This window comes from Methylosinus sp. H3A, assembly GCF_015709455.1.
Classification (GTDB): domain Bacteria; phylum Pseudomonadota; class Alphaproteobacteria; order Rhizobiales; family Beijerinckiaceae; genus Methylosinus.
Genome location: NZ_JADNQW010000005.1, coordinates 978,187 through 998,995 on the forward strand (window position 1 = coordinate 978,187; position 20,809 = coordinate 998,995).

Consider the following 20,809-nt stretch of genomic DNA (forward strand, 5'->3'; position numbering starts at 1 on the left):
ACGCGGGCGCCGTAATCGCCGCGCTTACTGACTGGGACTGGTACGGAGAATTTTTCGGCCTTTCCCTCGCGGCGGCCGATCCGCTTCGGAGCTTGGCGCCTGTCATAGCCTCTGGGCGTTTAGGTGAAAAGGGTTCGCGACCTCCCTGCGAGCGGAATCGCCGAATAGCTCGAGCGACGGGTCGACGCGGAGAAGAAAATTCGAAAATCCCGCGGCTTATCGATTTGGTTGACAGTTCTGCAACGAAATGACCGCAGGCTGGATTACGTTGTGTGTCCGGGAGCGTGAGGCTGATGACGAATCGCCAGAGGGGCGCCGCGCGCCTCGTTCTTCTCGTCGCCGCCCTGGGCGTGGCGGCGGCTCTCTATCCGACCACGCAGCGCCGCATTCCCGACCGCGAAAGCGACGATCCGTCGTCTCCGGCCGCCGCCTCTTCGCCGCAGGAGCGCTCTTCGCCGCAGGAGCCCTGGCGGCCGCGCGATTCGGCGCGCGAGGCGCTGCATGATTTTGTCGGTCCCGGCGCCGCGCCGCCCGACCCGCGCGCGGCGACCATGCTGCGCCGGCCGGCGGCGGGCGACGCCGCCTCCAAGCTGCTCTCCTACGCCCCGGCCGATGGCGGGCTCGATTTCGACGCGCGGGAGCCGCAGCCGCCCGAAGCGGCGGTTCTGCTCGGCCCGGATCAAGAGGCGTTCGGCCGCGCGCTCGCGGCCTATAAATCCAACGATTTCGCCGGCGGCGATCTGGCGCTCGCCGGCGTCGAGGCGCCACTCGCGCGCGCCGCCGCGCAATGGGCCGGGCTGCGCCAGCATCCGCGCGAGGCCGGATTCGCGCGGCTGTCGAAATTCCTCGCCGAGCATCCCGATTGGCCGGCGGCCGCCTGGCTGCGCCAGCGCGTCGAGGAGGCGCTCTATGGGGACAAGCATCCCGACCGGCTGATCGTCGATTATTTCGCCGAGCGGCCGCCCAAGACGCCGGCCGGCAGGCTGGCGCTCGCCCGCGTCATGGTGCGCCGCGGCGAGCCGCTCGAGGTCGCGGCGCTGATCAAGCCCATGTGGCGCGAGGATGATTTCAACGAGCAGCTGGAGCAGGCGGCAAAGAAGGAGTTCTCCGACTATCTCGACGTCGCCGACCACAAATATCGCGCCGACCGGCTGCTCTATGCGGAGAAGATCGGCCCGGCGCTGCGCATCGCCGCCCATGCCGGCAAGGATACGCTCGATCTCGCCCGCGCCCGCGCGCTGGCGATAAATGAGAGCGCCTCGGAAAAAACATTCTCCGCCCTGCCGGCCGAAGCGCAGAAGGATCCCGGCCTCATATTCGCGCGCATTCACATGCTGCGCCATCAAAAGAAGCTGGTCGAGGCCGCGGCGCTGCTGCGCACGGCGCCGCGCGATCCGCGCCTCGTCGTCGATGGCGACGCCTGGTGGGTCGAGCGGCGGCTCATCTCGCGCAAGCTCATGGATCTCGGGCAATTCGGAGAGGCCTATGAGCTCTGCGCACAGCATTCGGCGCGCTCGCTCTCCTATCGCGTCGAGGCCGAATTCCACGCGGGCTGGATCGCCCTGCGTTTCCTGAACGATCCCGCCAAGGCGCAACGGCATTTCGAGGAGATCGCCCGCGTTGCCGAGACGCCGATCCAGAAATCCCGCGGGGCCTATTGGCTCGCCCGCGCCAGAGAGGCCGCTGGCGCGGCCGAGGCGGCGCGCGCGTCTTACGAGAACGCCGCGCTGCAATCGACGACCTTCTACGGCCAGCTCGCGCGCGCTCGTCTCGGCGCCTTCGATTCGCCTTTGCGCCCGACGCCCGAGCCCGCCCGCGGCGACGCCCGCGACGAATCGGTGCGCGCGGTCGAACTCTATTTCGCCGCAGGCGAGAAGGAGCTCGCCGGCCAGCTCGCCGCCGACGCCGCCAGGACTCTGGTCGGCGAGGCGCAGCTCTCCGCTTTGGCCGAGGTGGCGCAGCGCCGGCGCGAGGCGAAGATTTCCCTGACGCTCGGCAAGCTCGCCTCCTATCGCGGCATCGCCATAGACGATGCGGCTTTTCCTTCTTTCGGCATTCCGTCTTTCGCGGCGCTGCCGCGTTCGGCCTCGCGGGCGATCGTCTACGCCATAGCGCGGCAGGAGAGCGCCTTCGATCCCAAGGCCGTCTCCAGCGCCGGCGCCATGGGGCTGATGCAGATGATCGCCTCCACCGCGCGTCACACCGCGCAGCAAACGGGCGTCGTCGGCTTCGATCTGAAGCGCATGCTCGACGAGCCGGCCTTCAATGCGCGGCTCGGCGCGGCGCATCTCGGCATGCTGCTCGACGAGCACAAGGGCTCCTATATCCTCGCCTTCGCCGCCTATAACGCCGGCGGCAAAAGGGTGAAGGAGTGGATCGACGCCTATGGCGATCCGCGCAAGACGGAGACCGATCCCATCGATTGGGTGGAGCGCATTCCGATCAGCGAGACGCGCAATTATGTGCAGCGCGTGATCGAGAATCTGACCGTCTATCGCGCCCGCTTCGGCGACCGCGAGACGCGCGCGCCGCAGGGCGATCTGTGGCGGATGCACGCGGCCAATTGAGCTGCGTCATCGCTTCGCTACGCTGGGGTGACGCGGCTCGATCTTCGGGCCCGAGGCCTTTTTGCGGCGGCGATTTCGTTTCTCCCTTCATTGGCGCGAGCGAACCGAGCCCCTATATCGAAGCCTCCAAACACTGGAGCGTCCCGTGTCGCAGAAGCACGAAACCGACAGACCGGCCGAGATCGAAATCCTCCCGCCCGAGCCCAAAGGCGGCGAGCGGCTCCGCGCACGCACGCGTATTTGGATCGGCGGGACCGAGGGCGTGAAGGTCATAAAGCTCGGGCCTTTCGGCAGCGCTCTGCTGGCGCTCGCCGGCGCGGTGGCGCTGGCGATGGGCCTCATCTTCTTCGCCAGCGCTTTTCTGGTGCTGCTGCCCGTCGCGCTGGTGATCGGCGCGATCGCCTATCTGACCGGCGCCGCGGGCAATCCCTTCCGCCGCATTCCCTGACGGCGGATCGGCCGCGCTCGGCGTCCAGATTCCGGGCTTTGCGGAGGCGGCCGGCGCTGGTAGATAGGGCCATGGTCCTGCGCCGCAGCATTCGAATTATTTGCCCGGCCCGCGCTCGAGCCTGACAGGTTCGCGCGGCGACCGGGTTCTCGCGCCTCGTTTGGCGCCCCTTCCGCCTGTTTCCCCTCGAGTTTCGCGCTCCGCCTATCCGAGGCGCCGACGCGACCGCAATGGTTTCCGACGAGATGAACGAGAAAACTCAAGATAAAGGCCGAGACGACAAAGGCCCCGATTTCTCCAAGAGCCTCTATCTGCCGCAGACGGATTTTCCGATGCGCGCCGGCCTGCCGCAGCGCGAGCCGGAAATCCTCGCGCGCTGGGAGAAGATCGGCCTCTACGCCAAGCTGCGCGAGACCGCGAAGGGCCGGCCGAAATTCGTGCTGCATGACGGCCCGCCCTACGCCAATGGCAACATCCACATCGGCCATGCGCTGAATAAAATCCTCAAGGATCTGGTCACCCGCAGCCGCCAGATGAGCGGCAAGGATTCCAATTACGTCCCCGGCTGGGACTGCCACGGCCTGCCGATCGAATGGAAGATCGAGGAGGAGAATTACCGCTCCAAGGGCAAGAAGAAGCCCGATTTCGCCGATCCGACCGCCATCGTCGCCTTCCGCCAGGAGTGCCGCGCCTATGCGGGGCATTGGCTCTCCGTGCAGCGCGAGGAGTTCAAGCGGCTGGGCGTGACGGGCGATTGGGCCAATCCCTACGCCACGATGAATTTCCCGGCCGAGGCGCACATCGCCCGCGAGCTGATGAAATTCGCAGAGAATGGGCTGCTCTATCGCGGATCGAAGCCGGTGATGTGGAGCGTGGTCGAGAAGACCGCGCTCGCGGAGGCGGAGGTGGAGTATGAGGACCATGTCAGCGACACAGTGTTCGTGGCGTTTCCGTGGAAGCATGCCAGCTACGCTTCGTTCGGCGAATTACCTTCCGATGAGACGCTGCTGGCGTTTAACAAGGCAAGAGTTGTCATCTGGACAACGACCCCTTGGACGTTGCCTGGCAACCGCGCGATCTCGTTTTCCCGAAAAATCTCGTATGGTCTGTACCGAGTAACTCAGGCTCCAGCCGATAACTGGACCGGACTCGGCGACACTTTTGTCCTCGCCGATAAATTGGCGCCTGAAGTCTTTAAGGCAGCCCGAGTCGAGGGCGAGCGTATCGCCTCGGTAGACGCTGAGACACTAGCGACTGCTTCGTGCCGGCATCCTCTGGCCGATAAGTTGACCGGCTACGATTTCACGGTGCCCCTGCTCGACGGCGACCACGTCACCGACGACACCGGAACGGGCTTCGTCCACACCGCGCCCGGCCACGGCCGCGAGGACTTCGATATTTGGATGGCGAGCGGGCGCATGCTCGCCGAGCGCGGCATCGACACGCGCATTCCCTATACGGTCGACGCCGACGGCTTCTATACCGATGAAGCGCCGGGCTTCCCCGGCAAGCGCGTGCTGACCGAGAAGGGCGACAAGGGCGACGCCAATGAGGCGGTGATTCAGGCGCTGATCGCGGCGGGAAATCTCGTCGCGCGCGGGCGGCTGAAGCATCAATATCCGCATTCATGGCGGTCGAAGAAGCCGGTCATCTTCCGCAACACGCCGCAATGGTTCATCGCGCTCGACAAGAAATTCACGCAGTCGAACCCTCACCCTGAGGAGGCGCGAAGCGCCGTCTCGAAGGATGAGGGGGGTGGCGGGAATGCGCCCACGCTCCGCGATATCGCGCTCGATGAAATCTCGCGCACGCAATGGGTTCCCGCGGCGGGCGAGAATCGCATCCGCGGCATGATCGCCAATCGTCCCGATTGGGTGGTCTCGCGCCAGCGCGCCTGGGGCGTGCCGATCGCTGTCTTCGTGAAGAAGGGCGGCCACGACATTCTCGTCGATGCGCGCGTGAACGCACGCATCGTGGAAGCCTTCGAGAAGGAGGGCGCCGACGCCTGGTATGAGGAAGGCGCGGCGAAGCGTTTCCTCGCGCCCGAATACGACCCCGCCGATTACGAGAAGATCGACGATGTTCTCGACGTGTGGTTCGACTCGGGCTCGACGCATTCCTTCACGCTGGAAGACCCGGTGCATTTCCCCGGCCTCGCTGGGATCAAACGCAAGCGCGATGGCGGCGCCGACGAGGTGCTCTATCTCGAGGGCTCGGATCAGCATCGCGGCTGGTTCCATTCCTCGCTCTTGGAATCCTGCGGCACGCGCGGCCGCGCGCCTTACGACATCGTGCTGACGCATGGCTTCACGCTCGACGAGCATGGCCATAAAATGTCGAAGTCGAAAGGCAATGTCGTCGCGCCGCAAAAGGTCATCGCCGACGCCGGCGCCGATATATTGCGCCTGTGGGTGGCGAGCGTCGATTACAGCGACGATCAGCGCATCGGGCCGGAAATCCTCAAGAGCGTCACCGATAATTACCGCAAGTTGCGCAACACCATCCGCTGGATGCTCGGCACGCTCGCGCATTATCGCGCGGAGGAGAAGATCGCTTATGCCGATCTGCCGGAGCTCGAGCGGCTCGTGCTGCATCGGCTGTCGCAACTCGGCGAGGAGGTCGGCGAAGCCTATGCGGAGTTCGATTACAAGAAGGTCGTCGCTCTGCTGACGCCTTTCCTCACCAGCGATCTCTCGGCCTTCTATTTCGACATTCGCAAGGACGCGCTCTATTGCGATCCGCCGTCGAGCGTGAAGCGCAAGGCGGCGCTGACCGTGGTGGAGGAAGTCTTCCGCGCGGTGACTTTGTGGCTCGCGCCCATTCTCGCTTTCACGGCGGAGGAATCGTGGCTGTCGCGCTACGCCGACGCCGTTTCCGTGCATCTCGAGACCTTCCCCGATTTGCCGGCCGCCTGGCGCGACGAAGCGCTCGCGGCGAAATGGGAGAAGCTGCGCGCGATCCGCTCCGTGGTGACGGGGGCGCTGGAGATCGAGCGCGCGCAAAAGCGCATCGGCTCCTCGCTGGAGGCCGCGCCGCTGGTCCATGTGACCGACGCCGATCTGCGCGCGGCGCTGGAGGGTGTCGACTTCGCTGAAATCTGCATCGTGTCGGATATTGCGGTGCGGTCCGACGAAGGCCCTTCGGAGGCCTTCCGCCTCGCCGAAGTCGCCGGCGTGGCCGTGGTTCCGCGGCGGGCGGAGGGCGTCAAATGCGCGCGCTCCTGGAGATATTTCGATCCCGCCACGGCGCAGGCGGATTTCCCCGGCGTCACCCCCCGCGACGCGCAGGCGCTGCGGGAGCTGACGGCGGCGGGCAAATGGCCGGCGTAAGGGTTTCTTCGTCCCTGTTCGTTAACCTCTATCTACGTGCGCGCTCCTTCTCCCACTCGTGGGAGAAGGTGTCGCGCGCCGAGAGGGAGAGGTCGAAAAATTGAAGGTTCTCGCCGCCTTCCTCGCCAATACGGTGGCGAATTTCCTCATCGGCCTGCTGGTGGCGAAATTCCTGGGCCCCGAGGAATATGGCCGCTTCGCGCTCGCCTTCGCGATCGGCGTCGTCATTCAGACGGGCGCCTTCGATTGGATGCGCCTCTCGGCGACGCGCTTTTATTCGACGCGCGTGCGCGAGGCGGAGCCGGCCATTCGCTCGACGCTGGATTTCGCCTATCTCGTGACGGCGGCGGCGCTCGTCCTCTGCGGCGGGCTGTTTCTCTATGTCGCGCCGCCTTTCGCGCTCGGCGATACGCTCATCGCTCTGGCGTTGGCGACGGCGGCGATCAACGGGCTCTTCGACTATTCGACCGCGCTGCTGCGCGCGCGTTTCGAGGACAAGAGCTATAGCCGCGTCGTGCTCGCCAAGAATATTCTGGCGCTGCTGCTCACCGGCGGCGGCGCTTTTATCTTCCATTCGGCGGGAATGGCGATCGCCGGCAGTCTCGCCAGCCTCCTCGGCGCCGTCTTCACCGCGCGCGCCTCCCTCGCCGATCCCGGCGCCTCGCCGCATGGCGCGCGCATGGCGACGGCGCGCACGCTCGTCGCCTATAGCGCGCCGATCGTCGCGGCGAACATGCTCTATCAATCCGTTCCGCTGGCGGCGCGGGCGCTCGTCACCGCCTATTACGGCTTCGCCGAGACGGGGCAGTTCTCGCTCGCCTATGATCTCGGCATTCGCGCCATATATGCGCTGGGCTCCGCGCTGGATGTCCTGCTGTTCCAGATCGCCGTCGCCGCCCATGAGCGGCACGGCGCGGAGAAGGGCAAGGAGCAGATCGCCCGCAATATGACGATCGTCGCCGCCTTTCTGCTGCCCGCCTGCGCCGGAATCTGGCTGACCATGCCCTCGATCGAGGAGCTGATCGTGCCGGCGCAGTTCCGCGGGCCGTTCGGCCATTATCTCGATCTGCTGCTGCCCGGCCTCTTCGCCATGGGCCTCATCCAATTCGCCGTCAATCCGGTGTTCCAGCTCCAGAAGAAGACCGCGCCGCTCATCGGCGCGGCCTCCGTCGCCGTGGTCGCGGGCCTCTGCTTCGCTCTGCTGCTGCCGCGCGGCGCGGACGCCTCGAGCCTGGCGCTCGCCCAATGCGGCGCGTATCTGGCGGCGCTGGGGGCGCTCGTCCTTTTTGCGGCGCGCACCTCGCCGCAATGGCCGCGCGGGCGCGACATGCTCGGCGCGCTGGCCGCGACGGGGGCGATGGTTCTGGCGCTGCGTCCGCTGGGCGGCCTCTCGCCGGGAATTCTCACTCTGCTGCTGCAGATAGGGGTCGGGGGCGCCGTCTATTGCGCGGCGGTCCTCGCGCTGGACATCGCCGGGCTGCGCGGCCTCGCCGTCTCCTGGGCGGGCCCCATATTGGCCAGAGCTCGGGCCGCGCTATAGTTCCTGCCGCGAGGCCGAGCGAAACGGGCGGCAGGGGGAGACGATTCGAGATGGTGCTGCCGCTTCACGACGACGCGCCGCTCAAATATGTGCGGCGGCCCTATGTCAATTGGTCGCTCATGGCGATCAATATCGTCGTCTTCGTCGCCGTGTTCAGCGAATCCTTCGGCGATCCGCTCACCGTCGTGCGCGGTTTCGGCCTCATACCTGCGGTGCTGTTCGGCCGGGCCGAGCTCGCCCCCTGGATCGTGACGCCGGGCCCCGGCTGGACGCTGCTGACGAGCCTGTTCTTTCATTCCGGGCTCGGCCATCTCGCGGGCAATATGATCTTTCTCTATGTCTTCGGCGACAATGTCGAGGACGCCATGGGGTCGATCCGCTATCTGCTGTTCTATCTGCTCTGCGGCGTCTCGGCGGCGCTGCTGTTCGCGCTCGGCGCGCCATTCACCATCACGCCGCTGGTCGGCGCCTCGGGAGCGATATCGGGCGTTTGCGCCGCCTTCATCCTGCTCTATCCGCGCTCGACGATCTTCGGCCTCGTCGCCGGGATCATCCCGATCCATGCGCCGGCCTCGCTCTTCGTCGGCACATGGATTCTCTTTCAGCTGTTCAACGCCTTGACCGACGACCAGGGACAGGTCGGCTGGTGGGCGCATATCGGCGGCATTCTGGCCGGTCTGGTGCTGACGCCGCTGTTCAAGCGGCGCGACGTGCGCTGGTTCGGCCCGCGGCGCTTCGAGGGGCCCTGGGGTTGAAAGCGCGGCGCCGAGGGTTTGACAGGGCGGCGAGCCGACGCTACCAGAGCGGCTTCCGAGCATTCCGCGCAGGCCTCGCGCCGCGCGGCGCTAATTCGTTCTCGACGCGGCGCTCGAAAAAGCCGATCGGGGCCATTCGGCCACAGGGCGCGATTTTTCGAAACAATCGAGACGAAGGTCAATCTCGCCGGGAGTTGCGCGATGAAGGTTCTCGTGCCCGTGAAACGGGTGGTCGACTATAACGTCAAGATCAGGGTCAAGCCGGACGGTTCGGGCGTCGACGTCGCCAATGTGAAATTTTCGATGAATCCTTTCGACGAGATCGCCGTCGAGGAGGCCATTCGCCTGAAAGAGGCCGGCAAGGCGACGGAAGTCGTGCTCGTCACCATCGGCCCGGCCAAGGCGGACGAAACTCTGCGCGCCGGCTTGGCGATCGGCGCCGACCGCGGCATTCACGTGAAGACCGACGAGCTGGTCGAGCCGCTGGCGGTCGCCAAGATTCTCGCCAAGATCGTCGCCGAGGAAGCGCCCGGCCTCGTCATTCTCGGCAAGCAGGCGATCGACGACGACAGCAATCAGACCGGCCAGATGCTCGCCGCCCTGCTCGGCTGGGGCCAGGGCACTTTCGCCTCCAAGGTGGAGATCGCCGACGGCTCCGTGGATGTGACCCGTGAGGTCGATGGCGGATTGCAGACGGTGACGCTGAAGCTGCCGGCCGTGGTGACGACCGATCTGCGCCTCAACGAGCCGCGCTACGCCAGCCTGCCCAACATCATCAAGGCGAAGAAGAAAGAGGTCGCGGCCAAGACCCCGGCCGATTACGGCGTCGACATCACGCCGCGCCTGGAAGTGCTGAAGACGGCCGAGCCGCCGGCGCGCAAGGCCGGCATAAAGGTCGGCTCCGTCCCCGAATTGCTGGAAAAGCTCAAGACTGCGGGAGTTCTGTAAATGACGGCGCTCATCGTCGCGGAAGTCACAGAGTCCGCGCTCGCCCCCTCCACCGCCAAGGCGCTGACGGCGGCGCTGCAGATCGGCGGCGGCGTCCATATTCTCGTCGCCGGCGAGAATATCGGCCCGGCGGCCGAGGCCGCGGCCAAGCTCTCTGGCGTCGAGAAGGTGCTCGTCGCCGACGGCGCGGCCTATGGCCATCATCTGGCCGAGCCGCTGGCGGCGCTGATCGTCGGCCTCGCCGGCGCTTATGACGCCATTCTCGCGCCTTCGACCTCCAACTCGAAGAATGTGCTGCCGCGCGTCGCCGCTCTGCTCGACGTGGCGCAGGTGTCGGACATCATCAAGGTGGTCTCCGCCGATACGTTCGAGCGGCCGATCTACGCCGGCAACGCCATACAGACCGTGCGCTCCAAGGACGCCAAAAAGGTCATCACCGTGCGCACCGCCTCCTTCACGGCGACGGGCGAGGGCGGCTCGGCGGCGATCGAGGCGATCGGCGCGGGCTCCGATCCTGCGGTGTCGAGCTTCAAGAGCGAGGCGCTGGCCAAGTCGGAGCGGCCGGAGCTGACGGCGGCCAAGATCATCGTCTCGGGCGGCCGCGGCCTCGCGAGCTCGGAGAATTTCAAGGAATATATCGAGCCCGTGGCGACCCGCCTCGGCGCGGCGATCGGCGCCTCGCGCGCGGCGGTCGACGCCGGCTACGCCCCCAACGATCTGCAGGTCGGCCAGACCGGCAAAGTGGTGGCGCCGGACCTCTATGTCGCCGTCGGCATTTCCGGCGCGATCCAGCATCTCGCTGGCATGAAGGACTCCAAGGTCATTGTGGCGATCAACAAGGACGAGGAGGCGCCGATCTTCCAGGTGGCCGATTACGGCCTCGTGGCGGATCTCTTCCCGACCTTGAAGGAGCTCGACGTCGAGCTGGCCAAGGCCGGCCGCTGAGGCATGGCTCGGCTTTCGCGCCCCCTTGCCGAGGGAACCACAAAGCCGTCATGGCCGGGCTTGTCCCGGCCATCCACGCCTGAGCGCTGCTGATTGTTGCAGAATTGCGCGTGGCGCCACAGTCGCGGCGACAGTCTTCATAACCTCGCTCCGCGACGAGGCGCGCAAGCGCGAAAATCGAGAAATCCGCAGTTCGCGGGCGTTTTCGAATGATGTCTCCGCCGCTTGGCGTGGATGGCCGGGACAAGCCCGGCCATGACGGCATTGGGGGGTATCGAAGCGTGGTTTCGCTGCGGTGCAAAACGCCGGTTTTCACAAAGGCCGAACGCGCGCTATACTGAATTGGAAGCGCTCCGCTTCTCGCTGGTGGTGTTCGAAAGATGGGCTCTGAAATTCGCAAGATCGGCATTGTCGGCGCCGGGCAGATGGGCAAGGGCATCGCTCAGGTCTGCGCGGTCGCGGGTTTCGACGTGGCGCTCAACGACCTGTCGGAGAGCCGCATCGCCGCCGGCCTGGACGATATAGCGACGCATCTCTCCAAGGCGGTGGAGCGCGGCCAGATCGACGAGGAGGCCTGTAAGGCCGCCGTCGCCCGCATCCATCCCGCCAAGGATTACGCCGCTTTCGCGGACAGCGACCTCGTGATCGAGGCCGCCACCGAGAATGAGGAGGTCAAGCGCGGCATCCTCACCGAGCTCGGCCCCAAGCTGCGGCCGGGCGCCTTCATCGGCACCAACACCTCCTCCATCTCCATCACCCGCCTCGCCGCGGTGACGGGGCGGCCGGAGCAGTTCATCGGCATTCATTTCATGAATCCGGTGCCGAAAATGCAGCTCGTCGAGGTGATTCGCGGCATCGCCACCGAGGACAAGACTTTCGAGGCGGCCAAGCAGTTCATCGGAGAGCTCGGCAAGACGGTGACGGTGTCGGAGGATTTCCCGGCCTTCATCGTCAATCGCATCCTGCTGCCGATGATCAACGAGGCGATCTACACGCTCTATGAAGGCGTGGGCTCGGTGGAGGCGATCGACACGGCGATGAAGCTCGGCGCCAATCATCCGATGGGCCCGCTGCAGCTCGCCGATTTCATCGGCCTCGACGTCTGCCTCTCGGTGATGCAGGTACTGCACGAGGGGCTCGCCGATTCGAAATACCGCCCCTGCCCGCTGCTGGTGAAATATGTCGAGGCCGGCTGGCTCGGCCGCAAGACGCAGCGCGGCTTCTACGACTATCGCAGCGGCACGCCCGTCCCGACGCGCTGAGAGCAATCGGCGAGAGGCGGCGCCTGTTCGATCAGGACGCCGGCGCGGGCCGCGCGCGGCGCAACATGGCAGGAAAAGCCCGCACCGCCAGCAACGCCGCTGTCGCGGCGGCGTAGAGCAGAGGCTCCGCCGGCCAGGATTTCACGATCAGCAGAAAATGCACGGCCGCCAATATGGCGGCGACATAGACGAGGCGATGCAGCCGCGCCCAGGCCTTGGCCCCGAGCCGACGAATCGCGGCGTTGTTGGAGGTCACGGCCAGCGGGACGAGTATGACGAAAGCCGCCATGCCGATCGTCACATAGGGCCGCTTCAAAATGTCGCGGCCTATGGCCGGCCAGTCGAAGCCATGGTCCAGCGCGACATAGGCCGCAAGGTGCAGCGCCGCATAATAGAAGGCGAGCAGCCCCAGCGCCCGGCGATAGCGCAAGAGATCGACGCCTGCGCCGCGGCGCAGCGGTGAGACCAAGAGGCACAGCAGCAGAAAGCGCAGCGACCAGAGCCCGAGCTCCTGCTCCAGCGCCTTGATCGGCTCCGGCCCCAGCCGATCCATGACGCCGAGAGAAAAGGTCCAGACGGCGGGGACGAGGCCGGCGACATAGACCGCGAGCTTCGGAATGCGCCAGAGGCGCGCGCGGGCGGAGGCGGCGCGCATTTAAAAATACCGCTCGAGGTCCATGCCGCCATAGAGCGAGGCGACCTGATCCGCATAGCCATTGTACATCAGCGTCGGGCGCCTTTTGGCGAAGAGCCCGCCCTCGCCGATGCGGCGCTCCGTGGCCTGGCTCCAGCGCGGATGGTCGACGTTCGGATTGACGTTGGAATAGAAGCCGTATTCGCGCGGATTTTGAATGTTCCAGGAGGTCTTGGGCTGCGTCTCGACGAGCGAGATTCGCACGATCGATTTGATTCCCTTGAAGCCATATTTCCACGGAACCACGAGCCGCAGCGGCGCGCCATTCTGATTGGGCAGAGTCTCGCCATAGAGGCCGACGGCGAGAATGGTGAGCGGATGCAGCGCCTCGTCGAGCCGCAGCCCCTCGACATAGGGCCAAGGCAGGAGCTGAAGCAGGCCCTTCTGGCCGGGCATCTCCTCGGGCCGCACCAGAGTTTCGAAGGCGACATATTTGGCCGAGCCGAGCGGCTCGGCGCGCTTCAGCGCCTCGGCGAGCGGGACGCCGATCCAGGGGATGACCATGGACCAGCCCTCGACGCAGCGCATGCGATAGACGCGCTCCTCGAGCGCGTGGGGTTCGATCAAATCCTCGAGCCGATAGGCGGCGGGCTTGGCGACGAGCCCGTCGATCGTCACCTTCCAGGGCGAGGTGGTGAGCGTGTGGGCGTTGTCGGCCGGGTCGGTCTTGCGGCCGCCGAACTCGTAGAAATTATTATAGGCGAGCACATCCGTCCGCGATGTCCTCGGCTCGTCGGTCGAGAAGCGGCTCTTGACGGAAGCGAGCGGCTTCGCCTGCGCCGCGCCCGCAAACGCCGTCGCGCCTATTCCCATGCCCATGCCCAGCAGAAATTCGCGCCGCCTCAGATAGGCCGCCTGTGGCGTGATCTCGGACGGGGCGATATCGGGCGAATGACGGATCAGCATGGGTTCGCGGCCTCGAGCAAAAAGAAAGAGCGGCCGGCCCGGCGTCTCTCCGCACGGGCCGGCCGCTCCTATTCGTTCGCCCGCGCGCGAGCGTTACGTCGCTCTCGCCTTTCGCGTCAGAGCGAGGCCGCAGGCAGCGCCTCGAGCCGCGCAATTCCGGCGCGCACCGCGGACTGCACCTTCTCGAAGGCGCGGACCTCGATCTGCCGCACGCGCTCGCGGGAGACGCCGAACTCCTCCGACAAATCCTCGAGCGTGACGGGATCGTCGGAGAGGCGGCGCGCCTCGAAGATGCGGCGCTCGCGCGGATTGAGCACCGTCAGCGCGCCGCGCAAAGCGTCGAGCCGATTATTGCTCTCCTCCTGACGCAGGAGCACATGCTCTTGATCGGCGGCCGAATCGTCGACGAGCCAGTCCTGCCATTCGCCTTCGCCCTCCTCGCGCAGCGGCGCGTTCAGCGAGGCGTCGCCGGCCATGCGGCGGTTCATCTCGATGACGTCCTGCTTGGAGACGCCGAGCCTTGTGGCGATCGTCTCGACATGCTCGGGCGTCAGATCGCCGTCCTCGAAGGCCGAAATCTTGCTCTTGGCCTTGCGGAGGTTGAAGAACAGCTTCTTCTGGCTCGCGGTGGTGCCCATTTTCACGAGCGACCAGGAGCGCAGGATATATTCCTGGATCGAGGCGCGGATCCACCACATGGCATAGGTGGCCAGCCGAAAGCCGCGGTCCGGCTCGAAGCGCTTGACGGCCTGCATCAGGCCGACATTGCCTTCGGACACGATCTCGCCGATCGGCAGTCCATAGCCGCGATAGCCCATGGCGATCTTGGCGACGAGCCGCAGGTGGGACGTAACGAGCTTTTGCGCGGCTTTCGGGTCTTCGTGCTCGCGCCAGCGCTTTGCGAGCATATATTCTTCCTGCGGCTCCAGCATGGGGAACCGGCGGATCTCGGCGAGGTAGCGCGCGAGGCCGCTTTCGCCTGAGACGATAGGCAGGGCGTTCGCCATTTTCACCTCCTGACGGGCCCCCGAATACGGCGAGCCCGTAATGCACGGCCGCCAGCGCCGGCCGCAACGCCTCAATATAGACCGATCCGAGCATGGCCGAAAGATGGCTTCTCGCTAAGCGCCAAATGACGGCCGGGTTAAATTTCCGTAATGTGCGTAGGGGCCGAGAATTCGCGCTCAACTAGCGCGCCGCGGCGCGGGGTCACGCCCTCGGCGCGCCGATCTTTTCTTAGAGCAGGGTCGAGCATCTTCGCCCGAGACGCGCCTGCGGCTTTGAATCGTCAGTCGCGCCAGAAGTCCGCGGCTCCGGGTGGAAGCGTCGCCAGAAGGCGATCGAATTCCGCTCCGTCGACGCAGGCGCGCAGGGCGAAGGCGACATCGGCGATGGCGCTGTCGGGCGAGAAATTATGGTCCCGCCGCAGCGACCTGACCTCCTCGATCAGAGCCGCGTGGGACGAAAAGGCGCGCGGCTCCTCCTGCGTATCCCAATCGGCGACGAATATCGCCCGCAACACGGGAGGAAGCACGCCGGCGAAGCGGATCGCATCGCGCATCTCGAGGCGGCGGCGGAATGTCAGCAGGACGCTCTGGGCCGTCGTATAGGCTTGATTGCGCGTCGTCAGGCCCGAGCGCTCGACGACGAGTCGCAAGAAGCGTTCGAACTCCTCCGACGCGTGCTGATAGTCCATCGGAATGGGCATAGCTTCTCCGCCCCGCTCAGTCGCCTCCGAGCGCTTCCCGCAGAGCGGCGAGGTCGGCCGGAAGCGCGCTCTCGAACAGCAATTCCTCACCCGTCACCGGATGCGCGAAGCCGAGCGTCGCGGCGTGCAACGCCTGTCGCCCCAGCGCCTCGACGGCGGCGCGAGCGGCCGGCGAGAGCAGAGCGGTCTTGGTCTTGAAGCCGGCGCCATAGGTCGCGTCGCCGATCAGCGGATGGCCGATATGCGCCATATGCACGCGAATCTGATGCGTGCGGCCGGTCTCCAGCTGGCAGGCGACAAGAGAGGCGGGGCCGAAATTCTCGACCAGCTCCCAATGCGTCACCGCCTCGCGGCCGCGCTCCTGCGGCACGATGGCCATTTTCTCGCGCTGGGTCGAGTGGCGGCCGATCGGCGCTTCGATCACGCCCTGGCGGCGCTCGGGCGCGCCCCAGACGAAGGCGAGATATTCGCGTACCAGATGCAGCTTGCGGCCGTGATCCTCGAAGAGGCGCGAGAGCCCTTTGTGCGCGGCGTCGGTCTTGGCGACGACGAGCAGGCCCGAGGTGTCCTTGTCGATGCGATGCACGATTCCGGGCTTTTTCACGCCGCCTATGCCGGAGAGGCTGGCGCCGCAATGGGCGATGAGGGCGTTCACCAGCGTCCCGGTCTCATGGCCATGGGCGGGATGGACCACGAGCCCCGCCGGCTTGTCGACGACGAGCAGATGCGCGTCCTCGAACACCACAGTCAGCGGAATATTCTCCGCCTGCGGCTCGGCGGGCTCGGGCGGCGGCACGGCGAGCGCGACCTGGTCGCCCGCGACGAGGCGACGGCTGGCGTCCCGCACGGCCGCGGCGCCGATGACGAGCCTTCCGTCCTCGATCAGCGCCTTGAGCCGCGTGCGGGAAAGATGCGCGGCGACGAGCTCCGGCCGCTCGGCGAGGAAACGGTCCAGCCGCGACCCCGCCGCCTCGGGCGGAACCTCGAAGGAGAACAGCAGCTCCTCGTCCTCGTCGATCGGCTCTCTGTTATCGATCTCTGGGGCGCCCTCGCGCATGGATTTCCTTTTCGTGCTCTCGACGTGCTAACCAGCGCGCCTGTCCTCGATCCGCATCGGAGCCGCGCCATTCCGCCCGACCCTCGCTCGCCGAGCTGCGCCATCGTCGGCGGCGGGCCGGCCGGCCTCTTCGCCGCGGACCTCCTCTCGCGCCAGGGCGCGAGCGTGACGGTCTATGAGCGCAAGCCGAGCGTCGCCCGCAAATTTCTGATGGCCGGGCGGGGCGGCCTCAATATCACGCATAGCGAGCCCTTCGATAGATTTATCGCCCGCTATGGCGAAGCCGCCGCGCGGCTCGGCCCCGTCATTCGCGCTTTTCCACCCGAGCGCCTGCGCGATTATTGCGCTGCGCTCGGCGAGGAGACATTCGTCGGCTCGAGCGGGCGCGTCTTTCCAAAGAGCTTCAAGGCTACGCCTCTTCTGCGCGCGCTGCTCGCGCGGCTTTCCGCAAATGGGGTCCGCATCGAGACGCGCTGTCGTTTCGAGGGCTTTTCGGAAAGTGGAGAATTGCTGATCGCGGATGCGAGCGGCGAGCGCCGCGCGCGTCCCGCCGAGGCGACGATATTGGCGCTCGGCGGCGCCTCCTGGCCGCGCCTCGGCGCCGATGGCGGCTGGGTCGAGCTTCTCGCGGCGAAGGGCGTCGGGATCGAGCCGCTCGCGCCCGCCAATTGCGCCGCGATCGTCGATTGGCCAGACGGATTCGTCGATCTTTTCGAAGGGGCGCCGCTGAAGACGATCGCCTTGCGTCATGGAGAAGAGCGCGCCTTGGGCGATATCATCGTCACGCGGGCGGGACTCGAAGGCGGTCCCGTCTATGCGCTGTCTTCGAGCCTCAGGCGCAAAATCGCGAGCGAGGGCGTCGCGACTCTGCATATCGATCTGCGTCCGAGCAGTCCGCTCGAGGCGCTGGCGCAAAAGCTCGCGCGCCCGCGGGAAAAACAATCGCTCGCGACCTTCCTGCGCAAGACGCTGCGGCTGTCGAAACAGGAGATCGCGCTGCTGCGCCTCTCCGCGCCTTTGCCGGACGACCCGGGCGCGCTCGCCTCGCGCGTGAAAAATCTGCCGCTCGCCGTCGTCGCCACGGCGGGGCTCGAGCGCGCGATCTCGAGCGCCGGCGGCGTGCGCTTCGACGCGCTCGACGATGATCTGATGATCGAGAAGCTGCCCGGCGTCTTCCTCGCCGGCGAGATGCTCGATTTCGACGCGCCGACCGGCGGATATTTGCTGCAGGCGGCTTTTTCCAGCGCTTTTGTCGCGGCCCGCGGCGCGGCGCGGCGCCTCGGGCTCGCGGGCTGCGTCGCCTGAATCGGACGGGCGTGGCCAGTCCCGGCGCGCCCTGCGCCTGACCGGGAATCGCGCAAAACGCCGGCGCGCTTCATGCGCGTCGGGAATGACAATCCCTTTACATCGTCCGACGCAGCGCATTCGCCCTTTGGGACTGACGTTCCACGCGAAATTCACCCGTTCGACAAAAGTAGCAATTAAACCTATTGCGTCTATAGGGTTTATAATCTTTAATAGAGCGTAAGGTTTCGCACGAGGGGGTCATTCCATGACGGCTGCGGCTGCAGAGGCGCTCATTGGCGCGCAGGAAACAATCGCGACGGCGGGGGAGTTCCGCAACACCCAATCTCTGTTGCTGCCCGACGGCGGCCGCCCGAATTATCCGGTGCGGGCAGCCGCGGTGCTCGCCTATGCGCTGCTGCTCACGGCCGCGGTGAATTTCTCCCTGCCGCATACGGAGACGCCCGCCGAGGAGCCGCTGGAGCTCGTCGTCGTTCCCAATCCGGCGGTCGACCAGCCGCCGCCGGAAGAGATTCCGCAACCCGAAGAACTCGACGATACGCCGCCGCCGCCCGAGGCGATCGAGCCGGTCGCGCCGATCGAGCCGCCGAAGCCGCCGGCGCCCAAGCCCGTTCCCAAGGTCGTGGAGAAGAATCCGACGCCGCGTCCCGCCGCCGCTGCGCGCACCGACGCCGCTCCGGCGCAGAGCGCCTCCACCAACGCCAATGCGCAGCAGTCCATCGCCGCCAATCAGTTTCTGTCCTGCATGCAGCGCTCGGCGAGAAACGCAGCGCCCGACTCGCCCATTCCCAAGCATGGCCGCGTCGCCTATCGCGCGACATTCAGCGCCAATGGCGGGATGACCGGCTTCAGCATCGTATCCTCCTCCGGCAATCCCACGCTCGACGCCATAGCGACGCGCGTCGGCTCGCGCTGCGGATCGCTGCCGGCGATCGGACGCCTCTTCACGGTCAGCGGCGGCGTCGTCTTCTAGCCCTCTTTCAACGAAAATCGCGGCGACGCGCGTCGCCGCTTCCTGTCTCTCTCGCCGACAAAGGACGAAAACGAAGATGAGTGATCCAGCAATCGGCGCGGCTTCGGCCGCGGTCGCCCACGCCCTCTCACCGGTCGAGCTGTTTCTGCAAGCGGATTCGATCGTCAAGACGGTCATCGTCCTGCTGCTGCTCGCTTCGGCCTGGGGTTGGGGCGTGATCGCCGAGAAGCTCATTCGCCTGTCGCTGCTGCATCGACGCGCCAATGCGCTCATCGACAGCGTCCAGAACGAGCTTCCGGTGACGGAAGTGGCGCCGGCTTTCCTCTCCGCGCCGGCCAATGATCCGCTGGCGCAGGTCTACAAAGCCGCCGTGGAGGAATATCAGCGCTCCTCCGATCTCGTCGCCAGCGAGTCGCAGCGCGACGCTCTGCAGGAGCGCATCCATCGCGTCTCCGTGCTGGCGAGCGCCGCCGCTCTCGATCAGCTCCAGCTGCGTCTGCCGGCGCTGGCGACGATCGGCGCCGTCGCGCCCTTCGTCGGCCTGTTCGGCACGGTCTGGGGCATCATGAATTCGTTCCAGGGCATCGCGGCCTCCAACAACACCAGCCTCGCAGTGGTGGCGCCGGGCATCGCGGAAGCGCTGTTCGCGACGGCGCTCGGTCTCGTCGCCGCTATTCCGGCCGTCATTTTCTACAACCGCATCAGCGGCGACATCGGCGCCTATGGCAAGCGCGTGACCGCCTTCATCGGCGTCTTCGAGGTCGAGCTGTCCCGTCACCTGTCGCGTAAGGGAGAGCGTCATGGCCTTCGCGTTGCGTAAGCACGATTCGGAATTCGATTCTCAGCCGATCGCCGACATCAATGTCACGCCGCTCGTCGATGTGATGCTCGTCCTGCTCATCGTCTTCATGGTCGCCGCGCCGCTGATGACCTCCGGCATTCCCGTCGATCTGCCCAAGGTGCAAGCCAAGCAGCTCAACGACCAGAAGCCGCCGATCGTCGTCAGCGTCGACGCCGGGGGTGGGTTCTTCGTCGACAAGCGCGAGGTTCCGGCCGACGGATTGCTCGCCGCGCTGAGCGACGGCAGCGACAACAGCAAGGATCGCCGCATCCATGTGCGCGCCGACAAAGCCGTGCCCTATGGGCGCGTCGTCGAGGCCATGGGCGCGATCAATGCGGCCGGCTACACCAAAGTGGCGCTGGTCTCGGAGGCCCCGACGACCGGCGGCGTGAAATCCGCCCCCGCGCCGTAAGGCCCCCGATCGCCGACTTTTTATCCTGAACTTTTTTAGGCTTCCCCGCTTTTCTCTATCCTCGACTTGGCCCGACTACGGGTCGTCGGCGCAAACACCTCCCCAGGCGCGCCGGCGACCCGGTTTTTCCTTGCGGGCGAGTTGCGAGCTTGCAGAATCGCTTTTTCAGAACGCTGTGCGTCGCTCGAGCGCCGCTGCGAGCGTGCCTTCGTCGAGATAATCGAGCTCGCCGCCGACGGGCACGCCATGGGCGAGACGCGTCGTCTTGACGCCAAGAGGCGCCAGAAGGTCGGCGAGATAATGCGCCGTCGTCTGGCCGTCGACAGTGGCGTTCACCGCAATGATCGCCTCGCGCACACCGCCGTCGGCGATGCGCTGCACCAGATTCGCGATGTTGAGCTCATTGGGGCCGACGCCGTCGAGCGGCGACAGCACGCCGCCGAGAACGTGGTAGCGCGCGGCGAGCAGGCCCGCGCGCTCCAGCGCCCAGAGATCGGCCACCGTCTCGACGATGACCAGAATGCCGGCGTCGCGGCGCGCGTCGCGACAGATTGCGCAAGGATCGCTGGTGTCGATATTGCCGCAGGTCTTGCAGGTGAGAATGCGCTCATGGGCGACGCGCATGGCCTCGCCGAGCGGGCCCAGCAGCTCCTCGCGCTTGCGGATGAGATGCAGAACGGCGCGCCGCGCCGAACGCGGCCCGAGGCCAGGCAGCCGCGCCAGCAATTGCACGAGGCGCTCGATCTCGGGTCCGGCGATGCGTTCGGCCACTTTGGTTCGCTCGAAGCGATCAGAAGGGCAGCTTCAGCCCCGGCGGCAATTGCAGCCCGCCGGTCACTTCCTTCATCTTCTCGGCGAGCGTCTCCTCCGCCTTGGCGCGGGCCTGCGCATGGGCGGTGACGATCAGATCCTCGACGATATCGCTCTCTTCCGGCTTCAGCAGGCTCGGATCGATAGCGACGCGCTGCAGCGCGCCTTTGGCGGTCATCGTCACTTTCACCAGCCCGCCGCCGGCCTCGCCTTCGACGACAGTCTGGTCGAGCTCGCTCTGCAGCTCGGCCATTTTCGATTGCATGGCTTGCGCCTGCTTCATCAGTCCCATGAAGTCGAGCATGTTTT

General features: G+C 66.2%; 19 protein-coding genes. 12 read left to right on the top strand and 7 right to left on the bottom strand.

What is annotated here, in order from left to right; translation table 11 throughout:
* Positions 1-293 precede the first annotated feature (293 nt).
* The 8 genes from IY145_RS07720 to IY145_RS07755 all read left to right on the top strand — a co-directional run bounded on the left by IY145_RS07720 (position 294) and on the right by IY145_RS07755 (position 11,794).
* Positions 294-2,567, top strand: coding sequence for a lytic transglycosylase domain-containing protein (locus tag IY145_RS07720; RefSeq protein ID WP_196407675.1), 2,274 nt, complete (start codon positions 294-296; stop codon positions 2,565-2,567).
* A gap of 145 nt (positions 2,568-2,712) precedes the next feature.
* Entirely contained in the window at positions 2,713-3,015 is a 303-nt protein-coding gene (locus tag IY145_RS07725; RefSeq protein WP_196407676.1) for a hypothetical protein, read from the top strand.
* Between the two features lie 245 nt (positions 3,016-3,260).
* The gene (gene ileS, locus IY145_RS07730; protein WP_196407677.1) at positions 3,261-6,344 is read left to right on the top strand and encodes an isoleucine--tRNA ligase; all 3,084 of its coding nucleotides are present in this window, start codon (positions 3,261-3,263) and stop codon (positions 6,342-6,344) included.
* 100 nt (positions 6,345-6,444) lie between these two features.
* On the top strand, positions 6,445-7,884 hold the full coding sequence (locus IY145_RS07735) for a lipopolysaccharide biosynthesis protein (RefSeq protein ID WP_196407678.1): 1,440 nt from the start codon (positions 6,445-6,447) through the stop codon (positions 7,882-7,884).
* Positions 7,885-7,934: 50 nt separating this feature from the next.
* The gene (locus IY145_RS07740; protein WP_196407679.1) at positions 7,935-8,639 is read left to right on the top strand and encodes a rhomboid family intramembrane serine protease; all 705 of its coding nucleotides are present in this window, start codon (positions 7,935-7,937) and stop codon (positions 8,637-8,639) included.
* Positions 8,640-8,840: 201 nt separating this feature from the next.
* A complete protein-coding gene (locus IY145_RS07745) occupies positions 8,841-9,587 on the top strand; it encodes an electron transfer flavoprotein subunit beta/FixA family protein (protein ID WP_196407680.1) in 747 nt (248 codons plus the stop codon).
* Entirely contained in the window at positions 9,588-10,532 is a 945-nt protein-coding gene (locus IY145_RS07750; RefSeq protein WP_196407681.1) for an electron transfer flavoprotein subunit alpha/FixB family protein, read from the top strand.
* A gap of 380 nt (positions 10,533-10,912) precedes the next feature.
* Entirely contained in the window at positions 10,913-11,794 is an 882-nt protein-coding gene (locus IY145_RS07755) for a 3-hydroxybutyryl-CoA dehydrogenase (RefSeq protein ID WP_196407682.1), read from the top strand.
* A gap of 31 nt (positions 11,795-11,825) precedes the next feature.
* On the opposite strand, the gene msrQ is transcribed toward IY145_RS07755, so the two are convergent.
* The 5 genes from msrQ to IY145_RS07780 all read right to left on the bottom strand — a co-directional run bounded on the left by msrQ (position 11,826) and on the right by IY145_RS07780 (position 16,159).
* Positions 11,826-12,449 carry a protein-methionine-sulfoxide reductase heme-binding subunit MsrQ gene (gene msrQ, locus IY145_RS07760; RefSeq protein WP_196407683.1) on the bottom strand — a complete coding sequence of 208 codons (624 nt, stop codon included), beginning with the start codon at positions 12,447-12,449 and terminating at the stop codon, positions 11,826-11,828.
* Positions 12,450-13,394, bottom strand: coding sequence for a protein-methionine-sulfoxide reductase catalytic subunit MsrP (gene msrP, locus IY145_RS07765; RefSeq protein ID WP_196407684.1), 945 nt, complete (start codon positions 13,392-13,394; stop codon positions 12,450-12,452).
* A gap of 116 nt (positions 13,395-13,510) precedes the next feature.
* Complete coding sequence (gene rpoH, locus IY145_RS07770; protein ID WP_196407685.1) at positions 13,511-14,401, bottom strand: RNA polymerase sigma factor RpoH; 891 nt, start codon at positions 14,399-14,401, stop codon at positions 13,511-13,513.
* Between the two features lie 281 nt (positions 14,402-14,682).
* Positions 14,683-15,102 carry a DUF2267 domain-containing protein gene (locus IY145_RS07775; protein WP_196407686.1) on the bottom strand — a complete coding sequence of 140 codons (420 nt, stop codon included), beginning with the start codon at positions 15,100-15,102 and terminating at the stop codon, positions 14,683-14,685.
* A 16-nt stretch (positions 15,103-15,118) separates the two neighbouring features.
* On the bottom strand, positions 15,119-16,159 hold the full coding sequence (locus IY145_RS07780; RefSeq protein ID WP_196407687.1) for an RluA family pseudouridine synthase: 1,041 nt from the start codon (positions 16,157-16,159) through the stop codon (positions 15,119-15,121).
* Positions 16,160-16,183: 24 nt separating this feature from the next.
* Between IY145_RS07780 and IY145_RS07785 the strand changes: the two genes are divergently transcribed.
* From IY145_RS07785 to IY145_RS07800, 4 genes are all read left to right on the top strand, one after another.
* Positions 16,184-17,464 carry a TIGR03862 family flavoprotein gene (locus IY145_RS07785; protein WP_312030563.1) on the top strand — a complete coding sequence of 427 codons (1,281 nt, stop codon included), beginning with the start codon at positions 16,184-16,186 and terminating at the stop codon, positions 17,462-17,464.
* A 247-nt stretch (positions 17,465-17,711) separates the two neighbouring features.
* Entirely contained in the window at positions 17,712-18,437 is a 726-nt protein-coding gene (locus IY145_RS07790; protein ID WP_196407688.1) for an energy transducer TonB, read from the top strand.
* Positions 18,438-18,513: 76 nt separating this feature from the next.
* Complete coding sequence (locus IY145_RS07795; RefSeq protein WP_196407689.1) at positions 18,514-19,257, top strand: MotA/TolQ/ExbB proton channel family protein; 744 nt, start codon at positions 18,514-18,516, stop codon at positions 19,255-19,257.
* Positions 19,238-19,690 (top strand): ExbD/TolR family protein, encoded by a 453-nt coding sequence (locus IY145_RS07800; RefSeq protein WP_196407690.1) that lies wholly within the window; start codon positions 19,238-19,240, stop codon positions 19,688-19,690. The genes IY145_RS07795 and IY145_RS07800 overlap by 20 nt, the downstream gene beginning before the upstream one ends.
* Positions 19,691-19,855: 165 nt before the next feature.
* Here IY145_RS07800 and recR read toward each other — a convergent pair whose 3' ends face one another.
* Together recR and IY145_RS07810 are read right to left on the bottom strand one after the other, a co-directional pair.
* Positions 19,856-20,461 carry a recombination mediator RecR gene (gene recR / locus IY145_RS07805; RefSeq protein WP_196407691.1) on the bottom strand — a complete coding sequence of 202 codons (606 nt, stop codon included), beginning with the start codon at positions 20,459-20,461 and terminating at the stop codon, positions 19,856-19,858.
* A 19-nt stretch (positions 20,462-20,480) separates the two neighbouring features.
* Positions 20,481-20,804 (bottom strand): YbaB/EbfC family nucleoid-associated protein, encoded by a 324-nt coding sequence (locus IY145_RS07810; protein WP_196407692.1) that lies wholly within the window; start codon positions 20,802-20,804, stop codon positions 20,481-20,483.
* Between the last annotated feature and the right edge of the window lie 5 nt (positions 20,805-20,809).

Bases quoted from the DNA above. Each gene is read 5' to 3' on its own strand.
- IY145_RS07720 (WP_196407675.1), top strand. From the start codon at position 294: ATGACGAATCGCCAGAGGGGCGCCGCGCGCCTCGTTCTTCTCGTCGCC.
- ileS (WP_196407677.1), top strand. From the start codon at position 3,261: ATGAACGAGAAAACTCAAGATAAAGGCCGAGACGACAAAGGCCCCGAT.
- IY145_RS07740 (WP_196407679.1), top strand. From the start codon at position 7,935: ATGGTGCTGCCGCTTCACGACGACGCGCCGCTCAAATATGTGCGGCGG.
- IY145_RS07745 (WP_196407680.1), top strand. From the start codon at position 8,841: ATGAAGGTTCTCGTGCCCGTGAAACGGGTGGTCGACTATAACGTCAAG.
- IY145_RS07750 (WP_196407681.1), top strand. From the start codon at position 9,588: ATGACGGCGCTCATCGTCGCGGAAGTCACAGAGTCCGCGCTCGCCCCC.
- IY145_RS07755 (WP_196407682.1), top strand. From the start codon at position 10,913: ATGGGCTCTGAAATTCGCAAGATCGGCATTGTCGGCGCCGGGCAGATG.
- msrQ (WP_196407683.1), bottom strand. From the start codon at position 12,449: ATGCGCGCCGCCTCCGCCCGCGCGCGCCTCTGGCGCATTCCGAAGCTC.
- msrP (WP_196407684.1), bottom strand. From the start codon at position 13,394: ATGCTGATCCGTCATTCGCCCGATATCGCCCCGTCCGAGATCACGCCA.
- rpoH (WP_196407685.1), bottom strand. From the start codon at position 14,401: ATGGCGAACGCCCTGCCTATCGTCTCAGGCGAAAGCGGCCTCGCGCGC.
- IY145_RS07775 (WP_196407686.1), bottom strand. From the start codon at position 15,102: ATGCCCATTCCGATGGACTATCAGCACGCGTCGGAGGAGTTCGAACGC.
- IY145_RS07780 (WP_196407687.1), bottom strand. From the start codon at position 16,159: ATGCGCGAGGGCGCCCCAGAGATCGATAACAGAGAGCCGATCGACGAG.
- IY145_RS07790 (WP_196407688.1), top strand. From the start codon at position 17,712: ATGACGGCTGCGGCTGCAGAGGCGCTCATTGGCGCGCAGGAAACAATC.
- IY145_RS07795 (WP_196407689.1), top strand. From the start codon at position 18,514: ATGAGTGATCCAGCAATCGGCGCGGCTTCGGCCGCGGTCGCCCACGCC.
- IY145_RS07800 (WP_196407690.1), top strand. From the start codon at position 19,238: ATGGCCTTCGCGTTGCGTAAGCACGATTCGGAATTCGATTCTCAGCCG.
- IY145_RS07810 (WP_196407692.1), bottom strand. From the start codon at position 20,804: ATGCTCGACTTCATGGGACTGATGAAGCAGGCGCAAGCCATGCAATCG.